General features: G+C 37.6%; 20 protein-coding genes and 1 riboswitch. Of the genes, 5 read left to right on the top strand and 15 right to left on the bottom strand.

Features of this window, described 5'->3' with window-relative positions; genetic code table 11:
* Positions 1 to 217 precede the first annotated feature (217 nt).
* The 9 genes from hisC to hisZ are packed head-to-tail and all read right to left on the bottom strand — an operon-like array spanning position 218 to position 7,759.
* Positions 218 to 1,288 (bottom strand): histidinol-phosphate transaminase, encoded by a 1,071-nt coding sequence (gene hisC / locus J2R98_RS09940; protein WP_307068546.1) that lies wholly within the window; start codon positions 1,286 to 1,288, stop codon positions 218 to 220.
* A 1-nt stretch (position 1,289) separates the two neighbouring features.
* Positions 1,290 to 1,910 carry a bifunctional phosphoribosyl-AMP cyclohydrolase/phosphoribosyl-ATP diphosphatase HisIE gene (gene hisIE / locus J2R98_RS09935; protein WP_307068543.1) on the bottom strand — a complete coding sequence of 207 codons (621 nt, stop codon included), beginning with the start codon at positions 1,908 to 1,910 and terminating at the stop codon, positions 1,290 to 1,292.
* Between the two features lie 6 nt (positions 1,911 to 1,916).
* Positions 1,917 to 2,675: an imidazole glycerol phosphate synthase subunit HisF gene (hisF, locus tag J2R98_RS09930; RefSeq protein ID WP_307068541.1), complete on the bottom strand. Its 759-nt coding sequence runs from the start codon at positions 2,673 to 2,675 to the stop codon at positions 1,917 to 1,919.
* Positions 2,669 to 3,388 (bottom strand): 1-(5-phosphoribosyl)-5-[(5-phosphoribosylamino)methylideneamino]imidazole-4-carboxamide isomerase, encoded by a 720-nt coding sequence (hisA, locus tag J2R98_RS09925; protein ID WP_307068539.1) that lies wholly within the window; start codon positions 3,386 to 3,388, stop codon positions 2,669 to 2,671. Before hisA ends, hisF begins: the two co-directional genes overlap by 7 nt.
* Positions 3,385 to 3,999, bottom strand: a complete 615-nt coding sequence (gene hisH / locus J2R98_RS09920) for an imidazole glycerol phosphate synthase subunit HisH (RefSeq protein WP_307068537.1) — start codon at positions 3,997 to 3,999, stop codon at positions 3,385 to 3,387. Before hisH ends, hisA begins: the two co-directional genes overlap by 4 nt.
* A complete protein-coding gene (hisB, locus tag J2R98_RS09915) occupies positions 4,000 to 4,584 on the bottom strand; it encodes an imidazoleglycerol-phosphate dehydratase HisB (protein ID WP_307068535.1) in 585 nt (194 codons plus the stop codon).
* Positions 4,585 to 4,604: 20 nt separating this feature from the next.
* Complete coding sequence (hisD, locus tag J2R98_RS09910; RefSeq protein WP_307068534.1) at positions 4,605 to 5,888, bottom strand: histidinol dehydrogenase; 1,284 nt, start codon at positions 5,886 to 5,888, stop codon at positions 4,605 to 4,607.
* Positions 5,878 to 6,531 (bottom strand): ATP phosphoribosyltransferase, encoded by a 654-nt coding sequence (gene hisG, locus J2R98_RS09905; RefSeq protein WP_307068532.1) that lies wholly within the window; start codon positions 6,529 to 6,531, stop codon positions 5,878 to 5,880. The genes hisD and hisG overlap by 11 nt, the downstream gene beginning before the upstream one ends.
* The gene (hisZ, locus tag J2R98_RS09900) at positions 6,518 to 7,759 is read right to left on the bottom strand and encodes an ATP phosphoribosyltransferase regulatory subunit (RefSeq protein ID WP_307068530.1); all 1,242 of its coding nucleotides are present in this window, start codon (positions 7,757 to 7,759) and stop codon (positions 6,518 to 6,520) included. The genes hisG and hisZ overlap by 14 nt, the downstream gene beginning before the upstream one ends.
* A gap of 126 nt (positions 7,760 to 7,885) precedes the next feature.
* Between hisZ and J2R98_RS09895 the strand changes: the two genes are divergently transcribed.
* The gene (locus J2R98_RS09895) at positions 7,886 to 8,671 is read left to right on the top strand and encodes a histidinol-phosphatase HisJ family protein (RefSeq protein ID WP_307068528.1); all 786 of its coding nucleotides are present in this window, start codon (positions 7,886 to 7,888) and stop codon (positions 8,669 to 8,671) included.
* Positions 8,672 to 9,138: 467 nt separating this feature from the next.
* On the opposite strand, the gene J2R98_RS09890 is transcribed toward J2R98_RS09895, so the two are convergent.
* Genes J2R98_RS09890 through J2R98_RS09875 form a run of 4 tightly spaced genes read right to left on the bottom strand, consistent with a single transcriptional unit; the run spans position 9,139 to position 12,814 of the window.
* Positions 9,139 to 9,975: a DUF368 domain-containing protein gene (locus J2R98_RS09890; protein WP_307068526.1), complete on the bottom strand. Its 837-nt coding sequence runs from the start codon at positions 9,973 to 9,975 to the stop codon at positions 9,139 to 9,141.
* 52 nt (positions 9,976 to 10,027) lie between these two features.
* Entirely contained in the window at positions 10,028 to 10,792 is a 765-nt protein-coding gene (locus tag J2R98_RS09885) for an ABC transporter ATP-binding protein (protein WP_307068524.1), read from the bottom strand.
* 11 nt (positions 10,793 to 10,803) lie between these two features.
* Positions 10,804 to 11,844 (bottom strand): FecCD family ABC transporter permease, encoded by a 1,041-nt coding sequence (locus J2R98_RS09880; RefSeq protein ID WP_307068522.1) that lies wholly within the window; start codon positions 11,842 to 11,844, stop codon positions 10,804 to 10,806.
* Between the two features lie 28 nt (positions 11,845 to 11,872).
* Positions 11,873 to 12,814 carry an ABC transporter substrate-binding protein gene (locus J2R98_RS09875; protein ID WP_307068520.1) on the bottom strand — a complete coding sequence of 314 codons (942 nt, stop codon included), beginning with the start codon at positions 12,812 to 12,814 and terminating at the stop codon, positions 11,873 to 11,875.
* Positions 12,815 to 12,941: 127 nt separating this feature from the next.
* Positions 12,942 to 13,123: riboswitch (cobalamin riboswitch) on the bottom strand.
* Positions 13,124 to 13,341: 218 nt separating this feature from the next.
* On the opposite strand from J2R98_RS09875, the gene J2R98_RS09870 reads away from it, so the two are divergent.
* The 4 genes from J2R98_RS09870 to J2R98_RS09855 all read left to right on the top strand — a co-directional run bounded on the left by J2R98_RS09870 (position 13,342) and on the right by J2R98_RS09855 (position 18,093).
* Positions 13,342 to 14,289 carry a BMP family lipoprotein gene (locus J2R98_RS09870; protein ID WP_307068518.1) on the top strand — a complete coding sequence of 316 codons (948 nt, stop codon included), beginning with the start codon at positions 13,342 to 13,344 and terminating at the stop codon, positions 14,287 to 14,289.
* A gap of 12 nt (positions 14,290 to 14,301) precedes the next feature.
* Positions 14,302 to 15,951: a methyl-accepting chemotaxis protein gene (locus J2R98_RS09865; protein WP_307068515.1), complete on the top strand. Its 1,650-nt coding sequence runs from the start codon at positions 14,302 to 14,304 to the stop codon at positions 15,949 to 15,951.
* 101 nt (positions 15,952 to 16,052) lie between these two features.
* Positions 16,053 to 17,297 carry a helix-turn-helix transcriptional regulator gene (locus J2R98_RS09860; RefSeq protein ID WP_307068513.1) on the top strand — a complete coding sequence of 415 codons (1,245 nt, stop codon included), beginning with the start codon at positions 16,053 to 16,055 and terminating at the stop codon, positions 17,295 to 17,297.
* A gap of 22 nt (positions 17,298 to 17,319) precedes the next feature.
* Positions 17,320 to 18,093, top strand: a complete 774-nt coding sequence (locus J2R98_RS09855; protein ID WP_307068511.1) for an enoyl-CoA hydratase — start codon at positions 17,320 to 17,322, stop codon at positions 18,091 to 18,093.
* Positions 18,094 to 18,143: 50 nt separating this feature from the next.
* Here J2R98_RS09855 and J2R98_RS09850 read toward each other — a convergent pair whose 3' ends face one another.
* Together J2R98_RS09850 and J2R98_RS09845 are read right to left on the bottom strand one after the other, a co-directional pair.
* Positions 18,144 to 19,163 carry a LacI family DNA-binding transcriptional regulator gene (locus J2R98_RS09850; RefSeq protein WP_307068508.1) on the bottom strand — a complete coding sequence of 340 codons (1,020 nt, stop codon included), beginning with the start codon at positions 19,161 to 19,163 and terminating at the stop codon, positions 18,144 to 18,146.
* Positions 19,164 to 19,178: 15 nt separating this feature from the next.
* The gene (locus J2R98_RS09845; RefSeq protein ID WP_307068507.1) at positions 19,179 to 21,545 is read right to left on the bottom strand and encodes a glycoside hydrolase family 31 protein; all 2,367 of its coding nucleotides are present in this window, start codon (positions 21,543 to 21,545) and stop codon (positions 19,179 to 19,181) included.
* Positions 21,546 to 21,550 lie beyond the last annotated feature (5 nt).

Below are 21,550 nucleotides of genomic sequence, written 5' to 3'. Positions count from 1 at the left end.
ACATGAGGATTCCATATGAAAGCATCTTCTTTCATATGGATTAAAAGTTTGCCTTATGAGAGCAAAAACATGTCCAATATATTGACAGAACGTCACTATGAGCTTCTCGAGCAATTCTATGAGCCACTTACCCTGTTCTTTGAGCATCTAGACCAGATCTTTGAGCACCTAGATCATTTTTTTGAGCATCTTGACTAAATCTTTGAGCATCTAGCAATTACTGAACATAATTCTTTAATAAGTTCGAAATCTCATTCAATAAACGCTCCATCTCTTCATCAGTCCCAACTGAAATTCGGACATACCCTCTTACTTTAGATTTGTCAAAATAACGAATGTAAAAGCCGCGCTCTTTCAACGTTAAATACAACCACTCTGCTTCAACACGAACTGGTTTTACAAATAAGAAGTTAGCTTTAGAATCTAAAACTTCAAAACCTAATTCCTCAAGTGATTGCTTAAACCAAACTCGAGTGTTAATCACACGTTCCAACGTCTCTTGATAATAAGCATCATCTCTTAATGCCGCTTCAGCACCCGCTAATGAAACGCGGTTAATAGTATAAGAGTTAAACGAATTTTTAATTCGCTCTAGTCCTTCGATCAGTTCTTCTTGCCCTATTGCATAACCGACTCTAATGCCTGCAAGAGCATGTGATTTTGATAATGTCTTGGTTACGAGTAAATTAGGGTACTGCTCGACTAGCTGTACAGCTGATTCTGCTCCAAATTCAACATAAGCTTCATCGACGACCACGACACTATTAGGATTACCTTGTAAAACCTTTTCAACTTGGTTCAAACGTAAAGCTAACCCTGTTGGTGCGTTAGGATTTGGAAAAATGACGCCTCCAATTGATTGCTTCATTCCGTCAACATTAATTGTAAAATCCTCATTCAATGGAACTTCTTGAAATGGAATGCCATACAAGTTTGCATAGACAGGATAGAAACTATACGTCACACCCGGAAACTTAATCGCCTCATTCGATTCAAAGAATGCTTGAAAGGCAAAAGCTAACACTTCATCAGAACCATTTCCGACAAAGACTTGTTCATCATTGACCCCTTCACGATTTGCGATAACACTCTTTAACGAGTCCACTGTTGGCGTTGGATACTTTCGCAAATCTTCATTAACAACCCTTTTCATCGCTTCTAATGTGTTCGGTGAAGGGGGATATGGGTTTTCATTCGTGTTTAACTTAATAACTTGCAATTCATTCGGTTGCTCTCCAGGAGTATAAGGCTTTGCTTCGCGTGCTGTTCGGCTCCAAAACTTGCTCATCCTACTCACCCTTCATTCTCTTCGTTAACTCTTCTTTTACTTGTTCGACAGACATTCCTTTTTCAACCATTAACACGAGTAAATGATACGTAAGATCTGCAATTTCCATCGTTAAATTTTCGTCGTCATTATTTTTAGCACCAATTAGTACTTCGCCAAATTCTTCACTTATTTTCTTTAAAATTTTGTCTATACCTTCATCAAATAAGTAATTCGTATATGATCCTTCTTTACGATTCGTTTTACGTTCTTCGATCGCATTATACAACTCACTCACAACTGAACGGTTAAACGGTGTCGACTCACCTATGTCTTCTTCACGGTAAAAACAACTTTTTTCACCTGTATGACATGCACCACCTACTTGCTCAACTTGAATGAGTAACGCATCTTCATCACAATCATAGTTTAATTGTTTAACGTATTGATCGTTTCCTGACGTAGCCCCTTTTTGCCAAAGCTCTTGTCGACTGCGGCTATAAAACCACGTTCGTTTCGTCTCAATGGTCTTATGAAGTGACTCCTCATTCATGTAAGCCAGCATGAGTACTTCACCTGTTTTATAATCTTGAATGATTGCTGGGACTAACCCCTTCTCATCAAAACGGACATTCGTTACCATAACTGTTCACCCTAACCTAATTGGAAGTTCCTCTTTAAATAAATATTGCTTTAACGCTTGAAGTTCGATCTCGCCAAAATGAAAGACAGATGCAGCCAAGGCCGCGTCAGCTTGGCCATGCTTCAATACATCTCGGAAGTGTTCCATCTTACCCGCACCACCTGATGCGACAACTGGAATATTCACTTGCTCACTTAATTGCGCTATAACCTCATTGTTATATCCTTGTTTCACACCGTCTGTATCCATTACATTTAAAACAATTTCACCTGCACCGCGACGTTCCCCTTCTTTTGCCCAATCAAACAGATGCTTACCTGTATTGTCACGGCCACCTTTTACGAAGACAAACCATTCACCATCAACTTCTTTCGCATCAATTGATAAAACGACACATTGGTTACCGAAACGAACAGCCGCTTCGTCAATTAATAACGGTCTAGAAACAGCTGCACTATTTACGGATACTTTATCTGCTCCTGCTTGTAACACAGCTCTAAAATCTTCTACGGACTGAATGCCTCCGCCGACAGTAAAAGGAATATGGACTTCCTCAGAAACGCGTTCCACGACGTCTAAAAAAATGCCTCGCTTTTCATGTGAAGCCGTTATATCGTAAAAAACGAGTTCATCAGCGCCAAGTTCACTATATTTTTTTCCGAGTTCGACTGGGTCAGCAACATCTTGTATGTCAGCAAATTTTTTCCCTTTTACGACTCTTCCGCCTTGCACATCTAGACATGGAATAATTCTTTTCGCTAGCATGTTGTAGACTCCTTCATAATGTCTGATAGCTTTACTTTATCTTCATAGAGAGCTTTGCCAACGATCGCCCCGTAAATATTAAATTCACTTAACCTTTGAATATCTGAAAGTGATGAGACCCCTCCAGATGCTATAATCTGTAATTCAGATTGTTCGTTTAAGTCTGTTAAAGCTTCAAAGTTTGGTCCTTGAAGCATGCCATCTTTTGAAATATCCGTATAAACAATCGTCTTAACACCAACAGCTTCTAACTTTTTAGCAAACTCACCCGCTTCTACATCTGATGTTTCAATCCAACCGTCAGTGGCAACAAACCCATCACGTGCATCCACTGAAACGACAATTCGTTCTTCACCAAATTGATCGACAGCTGCTTTTGCAAACTCAGGATTTTTAACAGCAGCTGTCCCTAAAATCACTCGATTAACGCCGATATCAATTAATTCTTCAATACGTTCTAAGCTACGCACACCGCCACCAACTTGAACAGGGATAGAGACGGTATCAATAATCTGTTTAATGACATTTAAGTTTTCTGAAGGGTCACCTTTGGCTGCGTCTAAATCGACTAAATGTAAAAAGCTCGCTCCTTCATTCGCCCACTCTTGCGCCATTTCAACAGGGTCACCATAAGTTGTTTGCTCGTTATAATCACCTTGTATCAATCGAACACACTTCTGATTTCGTATATCAATCGCAGGAAAAATTCTCATCTAACCATCTCCCCAAAGTTCTTTAACATTTGCATTCCGACTCGCGCACTTTTTTCTGGGTGATATTGCATCCCCATTATGTGATTACGCTTAACAGCTGATGTAAAAGGCTTACCGTAATCTGTCGCATGTAAAATATCTTCTTCGTTTTTTGGTTGAGCAAAGTAAGAATGAACAAAGTAAACATAGTCATCATCTTGTACATCACGATTGATTAGTGATTCTTTGTTTTGGGCGCTAATTATTAATTGATTCCAACCCATATGCGGAACTTTCAAGCCATGCTCAAAACGAACAATTTCTCCTTCAATTAAGCCTAAACCTTCATGTTCACCATGTTCATAGCTCTTCTGAAATAACAACTGCATCCCTAAGCATATACCTAGAAGTGGTTTTCCTTGGTTAGCCTGACTTTTAATCTCGTCTGAGAAACCCGCTTCATTTAAACGATTCATTGCTTCACCAAATGCTCCGACCCCAGGTAAAATGATACCTGTAGCACTTTGTAGGTCTCCTGGTTGGTCCGTCACTTTACATTCAATGTTTAGGAGATTTAATGCATGTTGAACATTTTTTAAATTTCCTGCTCCATAATCAATAATTGCAATCATTTACAACATTCCTTTAGTTGATGGAACTGCTCCATTCTCATCTTGTATAGTCAATGCTTCGTTTAATACACGCCCAAAACCTTTGAAGATCGATTCGATAATGTGGTGATTGTTATGGCCATGAATGAGCTTCACGTGTAAGGTCACACCGGCTTGATTAATAAATGCTCGTAAAAACTCCTCGACTAACTCGGTATCAAACGTCCCGACCTTTTCACTTAACCCTTGAACATCAAATACTAAATATGGTCTGTTGGATACATCAACCGACACTAAGCTTAATGACTCATCCATTGGCGTAAAGTCAGTAGCATAACGTTTAATTCCTTTTTTATCACCAATTGCTTGTTTAAAAGCTTGCCCTAATACAATTCCAACATCTTCTACCGTATGGTGATCATCAACTTGTAAATCACCATCTGCTTTTACCGTTAAATCAAAAGATCCATGAGCAGTAAATAACGTCAACATATGGTCGAAAAAGCCGACACCTGTTTCTATATCTACTTCTTTCTTTCCGTCAATTACAAGTGATAAATCAATTGCAGTCTCACTTGTTTCTCGATCAATTGTTGCTTGTCGCATAGACTTGTCACACCTCTCATTTACTCAAAACGTATTCGCACTGATTCCTTATGAGCATCAAGCCCTTCTTCATCGGCAAACTGTTCAATTTGGCGACGAACACCACTTAATGCTTGCTCATTGTAATAAATGACGCTTGATTTTTTCATAAAGTCATAAACACCTAATGGCGATGAGAATTTCGCTGTGCCACTCGTTGGCAATGTATGGTTTGGCCCTGCAAAATAATCGCCTAATGGTTCTGGTGAATAATCACCTAAAAAGATCGCCCCGGCATTTTTTACTTTTTCTAGTTGTTCAAATGGGTCCCTCACTTGTAGTTCAAGATGCTCTGGCGCTAACTCATTTACAAATTCAAACGCAACATCTAGATCACTGACGACATAAATGCTGCCTTCATTGTAGATCGATTGTTGTAAAATATCTTGTCGCTTAAGATTTTTCTTTTGCCGTTCGACTTCATTCTTTATTTCATCTGCTAATTGCTCACTTGTCGTTACAGCTACTGCAGATGCCAATTCGTCATGTTCTGCTTGTGCTAGCAAATCAGCAGCAACGAACTTCGCATTTGCCTCATCATCTGCCACGACACATACTTCACTTGGTCCTGCAATTAGATCGATGCCAACGTCACCAAATACATACTTTTTAGCACGAGCGACATATGCGTTCCCAGGACCTACTATTTTATGAACTGAAGAGACATTTTCAGTACCATACGCTAATGTTGCAATTCCATGCGCTCCACCTATTTTTAATATTTCATCAGCTCCTGCCATGGAAGCAGCAACAATCGTCGTCGGATTGACTGAACCATCCCGTTGTACAGGAGTGGTAGCAATCACTTGTTCAACTCCAGCAACTTTAGCTGGCAAAATATTCATTAAAACGGTAGAAGGGTAGGCTGCTTTCCCCCCTGGTACATAAACACCGACTCGTTCAATTGGCCTCACTTGTTGCCCGAGCCATACGCCTTGTTGGTGATTCGTATACCATGATTGTTCTTTTTGTAATTGGTGATAGTTTACAATGTTTTCTTTTGCTTCTTTCAAAATTTGTATTAACGATTCATCAACTTGAGTAAAAGAATAATCAATCTCTTCTTGCGAAACTTTGTAATCGTCAAGTTCCACACCATCTAATTGTTTTATATATTGATAAACGGCTTGATCACCGTCATTTCTAACGTTGTTTACAATCTTTTCAACGCGCTCATCAATTATTTGATTATTTTCTTGATTACGAGCTAAGCGGTTCTTTACTACTTTTTCAATGTCTTCACGTGATATTTGTTCAACCTTCATTAGTGACACTTCCTTTTGAATCGACAATCCATTTGACTTGCTCGATTAACGGACGTATTTTCTCATCTTTTGTTTTAAAACTCGCTTTGTTCACAACAAGCCTAGCACTAATATCCATCATGTTTTCAATGATGACTAAATTGTTCTCTTTAAGTGTTGAGCCAGTCTCGACAATATCAACGACAACATCGCTTAGACCTACTAATGGCGCTAACTCAACTGAGCCGTTCAACTTGATCGTCTCGATTTGTTTACCTTGAGCTTTGAAATAATCATTCGTAATTTTAGGGTACTTAGTTCCAACCGTTAAGTGATGGTACTGATTCAAATTCACTCCAGGTTCACCCGCAACCGCAAAGCGACAATGACCAAACCCTAAATCAACCACTTCAAACACATCAACACCCGCTTCTAACAACGTATCTTTACCCGCTACGCCAATATCAGCTGCACCATTTTCTACATAAGTGCCAACATCTGTGGCTTTTACTAAAATAAGCTCGTAGTGACCATCATCACTTGTAAACATTAGTTTTCGAGATTTCTCATGGTAAGAAGTAAATTTAAGTCCAATCTGCTCAAACAACTCAATACTTAAATCAGCCAGTCGCCCTTTAGCTAGTGCGATTTTAATTGTTTCCATTCATAAAACCTGCCTTCATGAGGAAATTTTCAACAGTCGTAAAATTAAATGTTTCACCTTTAATGTCTACTATATTCTCAGAAAGGTAAATGACCTGATCTCCAGTATTTGAATCATTCTCATAGTGCATATTAACGACGACACCTTTCTCCCTTAAATCTCGAGCAACCTCCATTGCTTTAACGAAATCTTTCTCTTCAGTTACAACATCGACTATTTCAGATTGACTAGTTTCAAATGACTGTTGCTTTTTAACAATGGAAATTAGGTCATCTAAGTAAATGCCGAAACCAATAGCACTTGTTTCTAAATCAAAATGTTTCGTTAATTGATCGTACCGTCCACCTTGAATGATTGGTTTTCCGTAGCCTTGTATATAACCTTGAAACATCGTTCCTGTGTAATAATTCAAATGGTTAACTAACCCTAAATCAATTGAAATATAGTGTTCATACCCTAATTGCTCTAACTGATTAACTAACTCTTTTAACCTTTTTAGTGATTGCTTCATTCCACGGTTAATCGCTATTTTTTCCGCTTCTGCAAAAACACTATTAGGTGAGCCAAACAAATTCGGTATTTGGATTAACTGGTTTTTTATTTGATCGTCTACTTGATACTGTGTTAACAACCGACTTAACTCGTATTCGTTCTTTTCATCGACTTTTTGTTGAACGACCATTTGTTGTTCTTTCGTTAAACCCGCTTCTTGTAACAAAGATTGAAAGAATCCCGCCTGACCTAATTCAAGTTGTATACTTCTTAAACCTGATTGTTTTAATGATTCGATTGCCATAACAATCATTTCTATATCATTTAATGGATGCGCATCATCAAACCACTCAACACCTACCTGTGAAAATGAACGTGAGGATCGATCTGATTCACCACTTTCCATTCTGAAAATGTTCGTAACATATAAAAATTTGTTATACGTTTCCACTTCTGATCGTGACTGAGCGACCATGCGTGCAATTGGAACTGTAGCATCCGGCCTCAAGACTAGCACTTTGCCATCACGGTCTATTAACTTAATCATTTGATCAGAATCCATCGTCCCTGGAACACTCATGAACAGATCATAATATTCGAACGTTGGCGTTTGAATTGGTTGGTATCCATAGCTACTTAACACATGCTGTAATTGTCCCGTTAATGCTTGCTTCAACTCATAATCGTGTGCATATAAATCGGTAACCCCTTGAGGCAACTGCTGACTAAAAGCCATTTTGAAACACCCTTTATCACTCTATTTGTTTATCACTTTATCAGAATAAAGATTAATAACATTTTATCCATTGTCTTTTGAACTGTCAACCAGTTAAAATGAGATTAATAGAAAGGATGAGCTAACATGTTTGATAACCATATGCACTCGAACTTTTCAGCAGACTGTGAAGCGTCAATGGAAGATATGATTGAAGCAGGAATTAAGAGCGGCGTAAAAGAATTATCGTTTACAGAACATATCGATTATGATTATCCAGACCGTTCTATCGTATTTGATGTAGATCTACAGCGTTATGATGAAAAAATCAAAGAAATGCAAGCTGCATATAAAAATAAAATCAACATCCGCAAAGGAATTGAACTGGGCCTTCAACCTCATTTATCCGAACGGTATAATCAACTGTTAAATGAAGAGAACTTTGATTTTATTATTGCTTCCATGCATACAACGGATCAGAAAGACTTACATTCTGGCAATTTATTTGAAGGACAAACTTTGAATGAAGCATATGAAAAGTACTACACAGAGCTATATGAGTGTGTAAGGGATTTCGACCAGTTTAGTATTTTAGGTCATTTAGATTTAGTAACGCGGTATAAATATGAACCAGGTGTTTATCACTTTTTAGATGTCATTGAGGAAATGTTTAAAATTATCATTCCACGTGGTCAAGGAATTGAAATTAATACGTCAGGTTATAAGTACAACATGAACCGCTTGTTGCCTAGTCGTAACATTTTGCAGTTATACTATGATATGGGTGGAGAAATCATTACGGTTGGCTCTGATGCCCACAAACCTGAACGTGTCGGCGATCGAATCGATGAAGGATATCATTTGTTAAAAGACATTGGATTTAAGTATGTTACGACATTCCAAAATCGTGAGCCGCAATTTCATAGACTGTAAATGTTAAAAAGATTGGGACAAAACTGGCTCTATTTCGAAATGTGGTGTTCAATCTCACCTTATTATACAGATGAGATGTGTGACGAGCGGTAGGCGGCGACGCCAGTGGGAACAGCACGAGCTGAAGATCCACTGGGAAAGTGCATTTCTTTCCCCAGTTAGCTGAAGCCGTGCCCACGGCAAGCGTCCGCCGAAAGCGAGTCACAAACCAACGATTCATTCATCAACTTCTATAATGACCGTTGTAATAAGGACACCACCACATTTAGTATAGAGCCACAAAACATAGTACTAATACACAAAACCCGAACGAAATCACTTTTGACTTCGTTCGGGTTTATCTTTTATCATCGCTTCATCAAATTGCTTGGCTTTCACCCGCAGGGCACAAGGGCAACATCTGCTCAAACTCCCTACGGTAGCTTGTCGCAATGATTTCTTCGCCGGGGAGGATGATAGTCAAGCTATTAATCTTGATGTTCTAATTTTCCTAATAAATAAGCTGCGTAAATTCCTACAAAAATTAATAAAATACTTAAAGCATTTAACATGAAGCTGTCATCAAAGCCTGGATAAACGACAAATAGTGAACCAAATACTAGTCCAATAATAAGCGCATACGTCTGATAAAAATACTGATTCAAGAAGTACTTAATAATCTTACTCATAATTAACAGACCAAAAACAATTCCTAAACCTAAGGGTATTAAAGCTTCTATGACAACATCACTTAATATATAAACAAATGTTGGATACATTCCAACGATCAACAGTAACATTGACCCACTAATACCAGGCAAAATCATCGCCGAGCTAGCTAACCAACCAGACAAGAACAACAACACGTACGTCGAACTATCATATGTTGTAATCGTATCAGCTACACCTTCTTGAAATAAAGCCGTTAAACCGACAAGAAACGCAGCAAGAATAAATAAAGCGTAATGCTGCCCAGTAAATGTCTTCTTATATTCAGATTTCTTTAAAAGCATTGGAATAATCCCAACGATTAGCCCTAAAAATGAAAATTGTACTTGGTTTGGATAATGATCATAAAGCCAATTGACGAGATTAGATAATAAAAATAAAGCTAACAACACACCGACTAGTAATGGTACTAAAAACGCTAGATGACGCTTCCATTCACGTGTAAAAATGCCGTTTATTCCTTCAATCAACCTTTGATAAATACCTAATACAACCGCGATTGTTCCACCACTGACCCCTGGAATTAAATCACTGATCCCCATCAGGCCTCCGCGGTATAAGTTCCGCCATTCAATCATTAATAATCCCCATTTCATCTTGTCCTACTTTATTCTATTATACTAAAAGTTGTGTGTATGACTATCGGTTTTACAATAAAATTTGTGGGATATTTGATTTTGGGTGACGGATAATTTCTGGCGTTGCTTGATAAACGGTTTGTAACGTTTCAGCTTCAATGATGTCCTCACTAGTCCCCTGCTTTATAACTTCACCGTTATTCAATAAAATCAACTGGTCACAGTACTGTGCAGCTAAATTCAAGTCGTGAAGTACCATAAGCACCGTTAATTGATCACGCCTTTGCCACTCTTTAACTAAATTCAATACATTGACTTGATAACCAATATCTAAATATGAAGTCGGTTCATCTAATAATAAAACTTTAGGTTCTTGAACCATCGCTTTAGCAATTGCAACACGTTGACGTTCTCCGCCACTTAACGTATCAAGCATTTGGTCACGAAAAGATTCTAAACCCGTTAACGACAATACATTTTCAACACGTTTATAGTCTTCTTTACCTTCTTTTTGAAAGAAACTTAAATGCGGATAACGCCCCATTAATACCGCGTCATAAACCGTCATTGGATAAGGTGCTAAACCATCTTGTGTTAGGACAGATACTTTTTGTGCAAGCTTTTTGACCGACCACTTACCCGCTTCTTTCCCTAGAACTTTTACTGTCCCGCTCGTCGGCTCTTCTAAACCAGATAACAGTTTCATCAAGGTAGACTTACCCGCTCCGTTAGGGCCGATTAATCCAATACAAGCACCTTCGTCTACTTTAAATGAGACGTTATTTAACAACCACTTATTTTCTACTTGTTTAGATACATTTTCAATCGTGATCATTTATAAGCCTCCTAAAAGTACTCTCGCTTCGTTCTTCTTAATAAATAAGCGAAAAATGGCGCCCCTAAAAAGGCCGTAATAATTCCTAACGGTAACTCACGCGGAGCCATTAACACACGCGCTAACGTATCAGCTCCAACTAAGAAAATAGCACCACCGAAAATCGATAAAGGCAAAATTAAACGGTAGTCCGCCCCGACGATCAATCGAATAATATGTGGAACGACTAATCCAACAAACCCAATAGCTCCTGAAACAGATACGGCAGCACCTGTCATAATAGAGGCTAATATTAATAAATAAAACCGTGTTCTTTCTACTGAAACCCCTGAATGATGTGCTACTTCTTCACCAAGACCTAGCATATTTAACTCTCTTGAGTAAAATAACGCAATCAAAGCACAAATTAGAATAATGGGTAACACAATTTGGTTGTAACTCCAATCAGTTAACGTTAAGCTACCCATCATCCAAAATACTATAGTCTGTAGTTGTTCATTCGCTAAAGCCATAACAAGAGAAAGGCAAGCACCTATAAAGGCTTGAACGACAACACCTGCCAGTATAATCGTTTCCATTCTTACTTTTTGACCGATTCTTGCTAGGAAATACACTACCATAAGGGTTCCAAACCCAAACATAAAAGCAACAACAGGTAAAGTAAACTTACCTAACCAAACGACTTGTAAACCGAAGGCGAAGACTAGCGCTGCACCAAACGACGCCCCAGAAGATACACCTAATATAAATGGATCAGCTAACGGATTACGTAATACCCCTTGATAAATAGCACCTGCTAAAGCAAGTGCAGCACCAACTATTGCTGCTAGAATGACTCTTGGCATACGAATATCAAGTACGATTGTTTCTGTTGAATCACTCCAACTTGAATCAATCCACTGATGGATATAAGGCAATTCATAAATCACAATTTGCCATACAGTTTGCCAGTTTATATTCGCTGCTCCGACTGTAATTGCTAGACTCATAACAAAGAGTAAGGTGATCATCAAGACAGGTATAGTGATCGACAATATTAATCGGTTGTTCATTTGTTAACACCTAGTTTCAATTTCCTACTTACTCCACATATTCTGGATATAAAATCGATGCTATTTCTTCTAGTCCATCTACTAACCGAGGACCAGGACGCGAAACAGTATCATTATGAATATCATAAACCTCTTCATTTTCAACTGCTGCAATAGAATCCCAACCTGAGCGTTCTAACACCGTTTCAGTAACGTCATCTGTGTAATAACCATAAGTGGTAATAATGACATCTGGGTTTCGTTCAATTACGACCTCTTCACTTACTTGCGGCCAACCTTCCTGGTCAGCGATAATATTTTCACCACCAGCAAGTGTTATTAACTCATGTAAGAATGACCCTTCACCACCAGAGTACAGCTCTGGTCCTACTTCCATCCATACACTTTTACGTTCATCCTCTGGTACTTCACTCACTGCTTGAGTAATTTCTTCTTCTTTCATTTTCATATCATTAACTACTTGTTCTGCTTGTTCTGTTTGGCCCGTCGCTTGACCGACTAACTCAATGTCTTCATATACTTCTTCAAGACTTTGCGAGCCTAACGTTACAACGTTAAGACCTGCATTTCTCATCGCATCTAAGTCATCTGCGTTATTTAGATCAGCAATGACGACATCAGGCTCTAGTTCAACAATCTTCTCAATATTTAAATTCATGTCGCCTACTGTTTCTTCTACTTCAAACACTTCCTCCGGATAATCAGCCCATTCAGATACACCGACAACTTGATCGCCTGCACCTACAGCAAACACAATCTCAGTTGCACTTGGAATGACAGATACAATTCTTTCTGGCTTTCCTTCTATTGTAACCTCTTCACCTGCTTTATCTGTAAAGGTTACTGATTCACCTGAAGATTCTTCAGTCGGTTCGTTTGTTTCTCCTTCACCTTGACATGCTGTTAACCCGACAGCAAACACTAACATTAGTACTAAAAATAGCTTTGTCCATAGACTTTGATTCTTCATATCCCTCTTCCTTTCTGAATTAAAAAGTACCCTCATCTCCTACACGGGCAGGAAATGAGGGTACATACCTCAATTACTATATATAATCAACAGACTGTATATAGCTTTTCCTTTAAACCCGAAGGAAATGAGCTAAAACAAATAGGCAGGTCTCCTGGCTTAGGTTCATTGCTTCTAACCCCTTCCCGTCTATGACAGTGGATTGGTAAGTCGCTTCCCCTTACAGTGGCGGGACCGCATCGGACTTTCACCGAACTTCCCTTTTAAGTAAACAGTTGATCTGCTTACACCCATTTATTCTATGTATTTAATTATCAATATCTATATTAAGCTTAATTAACTACAACGTCAATATATCGAAACCCCTCTAACACAAAAGTGCTTCTTTTCATGCCCCTAAATAACACTCTTTTCTTAAAATTTGAACTTTTAATTAATCCATTAAAAATAACGGGCTTAATCCGATAATACTTTAGTAACACAATTTCGATTAAATTCGACAAGTTTGTAAAGTATAGGAGGATTTTATGAGGCGAAATAAATTAATTACAGTTTTAATTATAACTATGGTGACTTTAATAGCCTGCTCTTCTGAAACTGAAGAACTAGATGAAGAAACAGTTAGTGCAGGTCTTTTAGTAACAGAAAGCGGTTTAGGTGACAACGCTTTTAGTGATCTTGCGTTTCAAGGGTTAACTCAAGCTCGTGATGAACTTGGGATTGTATTTGATTATCGTGAACCTTTCGACGAACAATACGAACGACATTTAGAAGAACTAATTGAACAAGACCATGATGTGATTATTGGTTTAAGCTTTTCAACTGCTCCAGCTATCGCAACAATGGCCGAAACTTACCCTGAACAATCATTCGTGATCATTGATGATGTCATTGATTTACCTAATGTAACATCAATTACATTTAAAGAAGATGAAGGAAGTTATTTAATCGGACTTATTGCTGGAATGCGAACTGAGTCAGATGTCGTTGGGTTTATCGGTGGTGTAGATAGTGAAGTTATCCGCACTTTTGAAAGAGGTTTTGTAGAAGGAATAGAAGAATCTAATTCAGATGCTGAAATTTTAATAGAGTATGCTGGTACTTTTGATGATGATCAGCTCGGCGCTGACATTGCCAACAACATGATTGATGAGGGCGCCGATCACATTTTTCCATCAGCCGGTTTTACTGGTACTGGTGCTCTTCAAGAAGCTGAAAATGAAGGAGTCTTTGCTTTCGGTGTCGATACCGATCAATACACCATTGCAGAAGATGCTGTCGTTACATCAATGGTTAAAAATGTTAACACGGCGATCTACGAAGTTGTAGAAATCTTACAAAACGGTGAGGAGTTAAATGGTGAACATTTAGTGCTTGGCCTTGATGAGGACGGTGTTGGCCTTGCCCCTATTCGTGTTATTGAGTTATCAACACTAGAAGAAAGAACCCTTGAACAAGCCCAAAGTGATTCGTAAGGGAGTGGACTAATGAATATTAAACGCAAATTATACATTATGACGTTAATCCCTTTACTTTTAAGTTTAACTCTCGTGTCTTGGATCGTTTTTGAAATGATTAATTTTCAAAGTTCATCCCAAGAAGACGTAGACATTTTATTAGAAAGTAAAGAGTTTTACGCACAATTACAGGCTTCTGAACAAGCTTTATCTACATACTTTTACAGCCCATCAGAAGCAACAAGACAAGATGCTTTATTTCAAATTGAGCAAACTGAACAAACAATAGAAACGATCTCAAATTTAATTGAAACAGACGAACAGGCTCGTTGGCTGAACCAAGCTGAGACAAAATACGAAGACTGGCAAGAGCTGACGATTATGGCAATTGAACAAGAAAACATGAACGAAATCCACCGCCAATCTTTAAGAACGTCAGGGTTAGTGAATGATGCGTACATGTTAGAACGCGCTTCAACCCATTGGTACAATAATACAATCCAAGAACAAGAAACGATGATTAACAGTTTAGTGACGTTCATTCTAATTGCCAGCATTATATTGATTGCTGCTTCACTAATACTGTCAGTAAGGTTATCTAATAGAATTGCCAACCCATTACAACTATTATCGAAACAAGCTCAAGAGGCTGCTGATGGAAAACTCTCAATCACAGTTGACGTAAATGAAAAGGAAAAAGATGAAATCGGCCAATTAAAACGGTCATTTAAAACAATGATGGACAATTTAAGTCAAACTGTTCATTCGATCCATAGTATAAATAACCGAGTGAACGATTTTAGTAACCAATTAAACGAGGAAATTAATAGTTTGACAGAAGGGACTCAACAAGTTGCTAGTTCTACTGATGAATTAGCTCAAGGTAGTCAGTCTATATCTAATGATGTACAAGATGCCGTTACTTTAGTTGAACAAATGCAACAAGACTTCATTTCCAACACAGAAGAAAGTAAACTCGCCAATGATGCTAGTAATCAAGCTCAACAAGCAGTAGAAAACGGAAATGAAGCAATGAAAGATCAGCGTTCCATTATGGAAAATAACCAAGAAGCCATTTCACAAGTTAAGAATTCGGTTGATCAATTTACAAACTACACACAACAAATTGAATCTGCTGTCGAATTAGTAAACGATATTGCAGAACAAACTAACCTACTTGCACTTAACGCAGCTATTGAAGCAGCTAGAGCTGGTGAACACGGACAAGGTTTTGCTGTCGTTGCTGATGAGGTTAGAAAGCTGGCAGATCAATCGACATCAGCTACTGGTGATATAAAACAAATGGTAGAACAAATTAAGCAAGGCGTAGAAACGATCCATGACCAAACTGAACAAACAACAAATCTAAGCACTAAACAAACTGAAGCAGTTGCCATGTCAGAAAACGCCTTTAACTCAATAACTGAACACGTCAACGAAATCTATGAACGCTTAAACAAACTAACTGAAGGTATGAATTATTCACGTCAACAAAGTGAACAAATCACATCTACAATGGAAAGTATAAGCTCAGTTACTGAAGAGACAGCTGCAGGTACTGAAGAAATATCAGCTTCAGCAGCTGAACAACAAAGTGCTTTCCAAAAGCTTAAAGCAGAATCTGAAAAGTTAGAAGAAATGATCAAAGAGTTAAACGAACAAACCTCACATTTTTATTAAATCGAAGAGCTAGGTGAAAATTGAAGCCACCTAGCTCTTTTTACATTTCTCCACAATTCTCTTACAATAAAGTTAAAATAGAGAAAAATAGGTGAACACATATGACAAATTATGGCGCTTTCATTCAATACTACAGAACAAAAAGTGGATTCACACAAAAAGATCTTGCCAGCGGGATTTGTTCAATTTCTTACTTGAGTAAAATAGAAAACGGGACGATTGAACCTAGTCATGATGTGATCATGTCCTTATGCGATAAACTAGATGCCCCATACGAGGATTTAATCTCTGTTGAAAATGAAGATTTACATGATGACATTTATAATTTATATAAATTGATCGCCAAGAAAAATTTTAATGAAGCAAAGTCATCTTACTCACACTTAAAGAGTATGATTACACCATTTCATCAACTGCAGACTCTACATTTCTTTAGATTAATTGAATTTTACTACTTAGTAGAAACAAAGCAAGAAGATGTAATGAATCAACCCATTAAACAAATATACAACATGAAAGAAAGCTTTGCCGGTGAAACACTTTACCTTTTTAATAAAATATTCGGTGTTTATTACATCCACTGTGCTTACCCAAACAAAGCCGTTACTTATTTCAAAGACGCTGAAAAGATTTTAGTTGAATATTCATTAAAAGACCCTGACTTGTATTATTTATTGGCTGCAACTTATACAAGGATGGAAGAGCCTGTTTTAAGCAACCATTATTGTCAAATCGCAAAGGAACAATTCATTAGTGAATTTTTCTACCCCAAAATTACTAATTGTTACGTTTTATTTGGGATTAATTATACTTTGTTAAAGGAATTTGAACTGGCTAAACAATATTTATTTCAAATATTAGATTCTAGACCAATGATGGATTCAGAATTAGTTACAGCTAACTTAAAACATAATATAGGGTTTATGTATTGTGAAATGCGTGAGTGGGAACAAGCCATTCCATACTTAGAAGATGCCATTCATTCCTTCAAATCATATTATGAAAAATTACATTCATATCATTTAATTGCAAAAGCTCATTATTACTTGCAGGAAATTGAGCAGTCTGTATCGTATATTGAACAAGGTGAAGTGATCAGTAAGAGGATTAATGATGTCAAACTTAAGTGTCAACTCGAGATCTTAACAGCACAAGTTAACAATGAAGTAGGTGAATCATCATTTGTCGAAAAAGCAGAAAATAAGTGGATTCCTTATTTAACTGAAGTAGGTGAACGACATACTTTAAAAGAGTTGTATAGAATTTTAGGAGAATCACTTAAAGAAAAAGAACAATACAAATTATCTTCTTACTACTTTCAACAATTAGCCAAAGAATCAATATAACGCCAAAGTGAGGTTTTACACAATGTCAGAAACAGTACTCTTAAACTATGAGAACGATGTTGCAACAGTTACACTTAACCGCCCTGAGCAGCTCAATGCAATGAATGAAGAGCTTCTCGTAGACCTTAAAGAGAAGTTAGGGGAAGTTCAGCGAAGTGAAGCTAAAATACTAGTCATCACAGGTAACGGGAAGGCTTTCTCTGCCGGTGGAGACATGAAAATGATGCTTCAAGCAAGTGGCCCTGATGCTTTTAATGATGTTATGTCGAAGATTAAAGAGATCGTACTAACGCTATATCAAATGCCTAAAGTAACAATATCAGCTCTTAATGGCGCTACAGCAGGGTTAGGTTTAAGTATCGCTTTAGCATCTGATTATGTAATCGCTAAGTCGGACGCCAAAGTAGCTATGAACTTTATTGGAATTGGTTTAATCCCTGATGGTGGTGGCCACTTCTTTATGGAACAACGAGTGGGCATTGTAAAAGCTAAACAACTCATATGGGAAGGTAAAACATTAACAGCGAAAGAAGCTGAGCAACTTGAACTAATTGACTTAGCTACTGACCTTGAGTTAAACGAAGTAGTAGAAGGTTATGTTAAACAATTAAAACAAGCACCTATATTAGCTATGATTCAGTCAAAAGAAATATTAAACGGCGAACAAGTTAGTAAACTTAGATCCATATTAGAGGCTGAAACGAATGGTCAGTTATCCATGAGACAAACTGAAGATCACCAAGAAGGTGTTCAAGCTTTCTTAAATAAAAGAAAGCCACAATTCAAAGGACAATAATAAAAGGGCTAAACCTTTCATTCGACAAAAGGTTTAGCCCTATTTTTTAGTTAAGCTTCACCACAAGATTCTCTTAGAACTAGTTCATGAGGTACTGTTATTTTCTTAGGGGTGTGACTAGCTGAATTAATTTGTTCAAACAATGAATTAGCTGCTTCATAACCTAATTGAAAAATATTAATATCAACAGACGTTAAAGCTGGATTTGATAACTCAGAAAATATAACATTATTAAAGCTTACAATAGATATATCTTGCTTCACTTTAAGCCCCATATGCTCTAAAGTATTTACAATTCCAAAAGCTAATACATCATCTGTTACAACTAACCCTGTTGGAGGAGACTCTAACGACATCAACTCTTTAATCGCTTCACGTCCTCCTTCTTGCAAAAACTCTTGGTGCACAACATAATCTTTACACTTTTCAAGGTTAGCATGTTCTAATGCACGTTCATAGCCGTTTAAGCGATCAATTGTTACAACTAAGTCTAACCCACCACCAACAAAAGCAATACGTTCATGACCTAGATTAATCAAATGATTCGTTGCTTCTAATGAAGCTTGAACATTATTATTATCAACATAAGTAATTAACTCTTCATTTTCATAAGGCTTACCAATAACAGTAAAAGGAAAATCTTGTTCAAGTAAGTAATTCATAATTTGATCATTAACTTCAGAATATAGAAGAATTAATCCATCTAATCGATGGCCTTGCACCATATCATAAATGCCATTATATATTTCTTCTTTTGTATTACCTGTCGTCATATAAATTCCGTATTGGTTCTCATGAGACTTCGTACTTATTCCACGAATCACTTCAGGGAAGAATGGATTTTGAAACACCTTATTACCTGAGCTAGGCATAATGAGTCCGATCGTTTCGGTACTTTTACTCACCAAGCTCCGGGCTGTGTAATTCGGATGGTAACCTAAATCTTGCATAGCTTCACGAACGATTACTTTCGTTTTTTCACTAATTCTCGGATTGTTAGCAATAACGCGTGAAACTGTTGATGGAGACACGTTTGCTAACTTAGCGACATCTTTAATCGTTGGTGTCATTTCACATACTCCCCCTTAAACAAGACCTGTAACGCTAAAACGATTACTCTTAGCATTAATTTCCGCTACTTTCTTCTTATTATAAATAACCTCAGTATTTTCTGAAAGTCCGTGTACAACGATATCAATTTTGGACCAATTCGGTTTATAACAACTATTAATAACATTCGATACCAAATGCAACTGATTTCTATCATACCAAGTTTGTAACTCTAGTTCGAAATATTCTCCACCTCGGTAATTAAATGTCTCTCCGTCATCGTCATACAAACTGTATGTTGTTTTACTTTCACTTGGATAAACATGCAACGTCAAATGTTCAACTGGGTCATTTGTCGATTGCAGTTCATTTGCTTCAGGAATAATCGAGCCTTTCTTCACAAAGATTGGTAAGACTTGTAACGGTGCATCAACAATAATACACTTCCCGCCTTTGTATAGGTCACCATTCCAATAATTAAACCAATCACCTTTAGGCAAATAAACCATCCGACTTGTTGCTCCTGGCCTTAACACTGGAGCTACCAACACTCGATCACCTACTAAAAACTGATCAGAAAGGTTATATGTCTTCTGATCGTTAGGATACTCCATAAACAATGGCCGCATGACTGGAACACCTGTCTCACTTGCTTGTTTAAACTGTTGGTATAAGTATGGTAACCATTTATACCTTAGTTGGATAAATGATTTTATAGATTCTTCGTATTTTTTCCCAAACATCCATGGTTCTTGTCTAGCTGTGTGAATCGCACTATGGTTTCTGAAATATGGCGTAAATACACCTAACTGAGTCCATCTAACTAATAGTTCACCGCTTGCATCATGAGCAAACCCGCCAACATCAGCTCCAGAGAACGGTACACCAGAGACTCCTAAATTCATACACATCGGGATCGCCATCTCTAAGTGTTCCCAGAAACTTCTGTTATCACCTGTCCAAACAGCAGCATAACGTTGAATACCTGAAAAACCAGCGCGTGTTAACAAGAAAGGCCTTTTACCATCTAATAACAACTCTAGCCCTTCATAAGTTGCTTTTCCCATTAACATACCATAAACATTATGTAGTTCACGGTGTGTTTTCTTTTCGCCATCTTGGTCATGTACCACTTGAACATCCATAGTCTTCGTCTCATTAAAGACAGCAGGCTCATTCATATCATTCCAAATACCTTCTATCCCTAAGTCTGTATAAAACTGATGCTTCCTTCCCCACCAACTTCTCGTCTTTGTTTTGGCAAAATCAGGAAAAGCACTCTTCCCAGGCCAAACATCACCAAAGAATAAATTACCTTCTATGTATTTACAGAAAAGGTCATCTGTAATTCCTTCTACATAAGTTTCATACTCCGAGTCCACTTTCACCCCAGGATCAACAATTGGAACTGAACGGACACCTTGCTCTTTTAGGTCAGAGACGAGCCTCTTAGGGTTAGGAAAACGTTTATAATCGAACGTAAATACGCGATACTCATCCATATAATGAATATCAAAATGAACAGCATCTAAAGGGATTTCTTTTTCTCTAAACAGTGAAACTAATGTACGAACTTCTTCTTCACTTTCATAACTATACCTTGATTGGTGATAGCCTAATGCCCACTTAGGAGGTAGTGGCATACGTCCAGTCAAATAAGTGTATTGGTTGAGCACTTCTTTAGGTGTCGGACCAATAAACACATAGTAATCCAAACGACCACCTTCTGCAGAAAAACAATACTCATTTGACTCCTCTGTTCTCATATCAAATGTGGTTTTAAAAGTATTATCGAAGTAGATCCCATGAGCTTGACCATTTCTTAATGTCATAAAAAATGGTATAGATTGATACAATGGGTCTGTCTCTGGGTTGTGAGGTGCATACACATCACTGTTCCACATCGTATACACTTCACCTTTTTTATTTATGAAGCCAGACTTTTCGCCAAATCCATAGTACTGATCGTCATCATCTGCCTCTTTGGAGCAAAAAACTTTTCCACCAACTTCATAACCCATTCCCTTTTCATGATCGGCGACAATCAATTCACCTTTATAGTCTTTAATAAAAACTCGAAAAGGGCTCTTTTGAACAGTGACTTCCATGTAACTTGTTACTAAATTAATTACCTTCTTCTCTTCATAAACTTCAGCTTGGATGCTCTGCGGCTCCTGAATGACAGCAACACTAGATTCGTCATTCAATGGTTGTTCAAGGTTCATGACAATTCTAACAACCTCTTGGTCTACAAAGCTAATCACAACATAACCATTGTCACAATGAAATTCATAACCTTGCTTACTAACTTTGAAGCTATTTAAATCACCTATTAAAATCTCACTACCTACATCCACATCTTTCTGTTTACCTGGATGAATGGCAAAGCTCGTATCTTCCATCTATA

The organism is Alkalibacillus filiformis (assembly GCF_030814115.1).
Taxonomy (GTDB): Bacteria; Bacillota; Bacilli; order Bacillales; family Alkalibacillaceae; genus Alkalibacillus; species Alkalibacillus filiformis.
This window is presented reverse-complemented; position numbering and strand designations above follow the sequence as displayed.

Coding starts and splice junctions, on each gene's coding strand:
- hisC (WP_307068546.1), bottom strand. CDS start 1,288: ATGAGCAAGTTTTGGAGCCGAACAGCACGCGAAGCAAAGCCTTATACT.
- hisIE (WP_307068543.1), bottom strand. CDS start 1,910: ATGGTAACGAATGTCCGTTTTGATGAGAAGGGGTTAGTCCCAGCAATC.
- hisF (WP_307068541.1), bottom strand. CDS start 2,675: ATGCTAGCGAAAAGAATTATTCCATGTCTAGATGTGCAAGGCGGAAGA.
- hisA (WP_307068539.1), bottom strand. CDS start 3,388: ATGAGAATTTTTCCTGCGATTGATATACGAAATCAGAAGTGTGTTCGA.
- hisH (WP_307068537.1), bottom strand. CDS start 3,999: ATGATTGCAATTATTGATTATGGAGCAGGAAATTTAAAAAATGTTCAA.
- hisB (WP_307068535.1), bottom strand. CDS start 4,584: ATGCGACAAGCAACAATTGATCGAGAAACAAGTGAGACTGCAATTGAT.
- hisD (WP_307068534.1), bottom strand. CDS start 5,888: ATGAAGGTTGAACAAATATCACGTGAAGACATTGAAAAAGTAGTAAAG.
- hisG (WP_307068532.1), bottom strand. CDS start 6,531: ATGGAAACAATTAAAATCGCACTAGCTAAAGGGCGACTGGCTGATTTA.
- hisZ (WP_307068530.1), bottom strand. CDS start 7,759: ATGGCTTTTAGTCAGCAGTTGCCTCAAGGGGTTACCGATTTATATGCA.
- J2R98_RS09895 (WP_307068528.1), top strand. CDS start 7,886: ATGTTTGATAACCATATGCACTCGAACTTTTCAGCAGACTGTGAAGCG.
- J2R98_RS09890 (WP_307068526.1), bottom strand. CDS start 9,975: ATGAAATGGGGATTATTAATGATTGAATGGCGGAACTTATACCGCGGA.
- J2R98_RS09885 (WP_307068524.1), bottom strand. CDS start 10,792: ATGATCACGATTGAAAATGTATCTAAACAAGTAGAAAATAAGTGGTTG.
- J2R98_RS09880 (WP_307068522.1), bottom strand. CDS start 11,844: ATGAACAACCGATTAATATTGTCGATCACTATACCTGTCTTGATGATC.
- J2R98_RS09875 (WP_307068520.1), bottom strand. CDS start 12,814: ATGAAGAATCAAAGTCTATGGACAAAGCTATTTTTAGTACTAATGTTA.
- J2R98_RS09870 (WP_307068518.1), top strand. CDS start 13,342: ATGAGGCGAAATAAATTAATTACAGTTTTAATTATAACTATGGTGACT.
- J2R98_RS09865 (WP_307068515.1), top strand. CDS start 14,302: ATGAATATTAAACGCAAATTATACATTATGACGTTAATCCCTTTACTT.
- J2R98_RS09860 (WP_307068513.1), top strand. CDS start 16,053: ATGACAAATTATGGCGCTTTCATTCAATACTACAGAACAAAAAGTGGA.
- J2R98_RS09855 (WP_307068511.1), top strand. CDS start 17,320: ATGTCAGAAACAGTACTCTTAAACTATGAGAACGATGTTGCAACAGTT.
- J2R98_RS09850 (WP_307068508.1), bottom strand. CDS start 19,163: ATGACACCAACGATTAAAGATGTCGCTAAGTTAGCAAACGTGTCTCCA.
- J2R98_RS09845 (WP_307068507.1), bottom strand. CDS start 21,545: ATGGAAGATACGAGCTTTGCCATTCATCCAGGTAAACAGAAAGATGTG.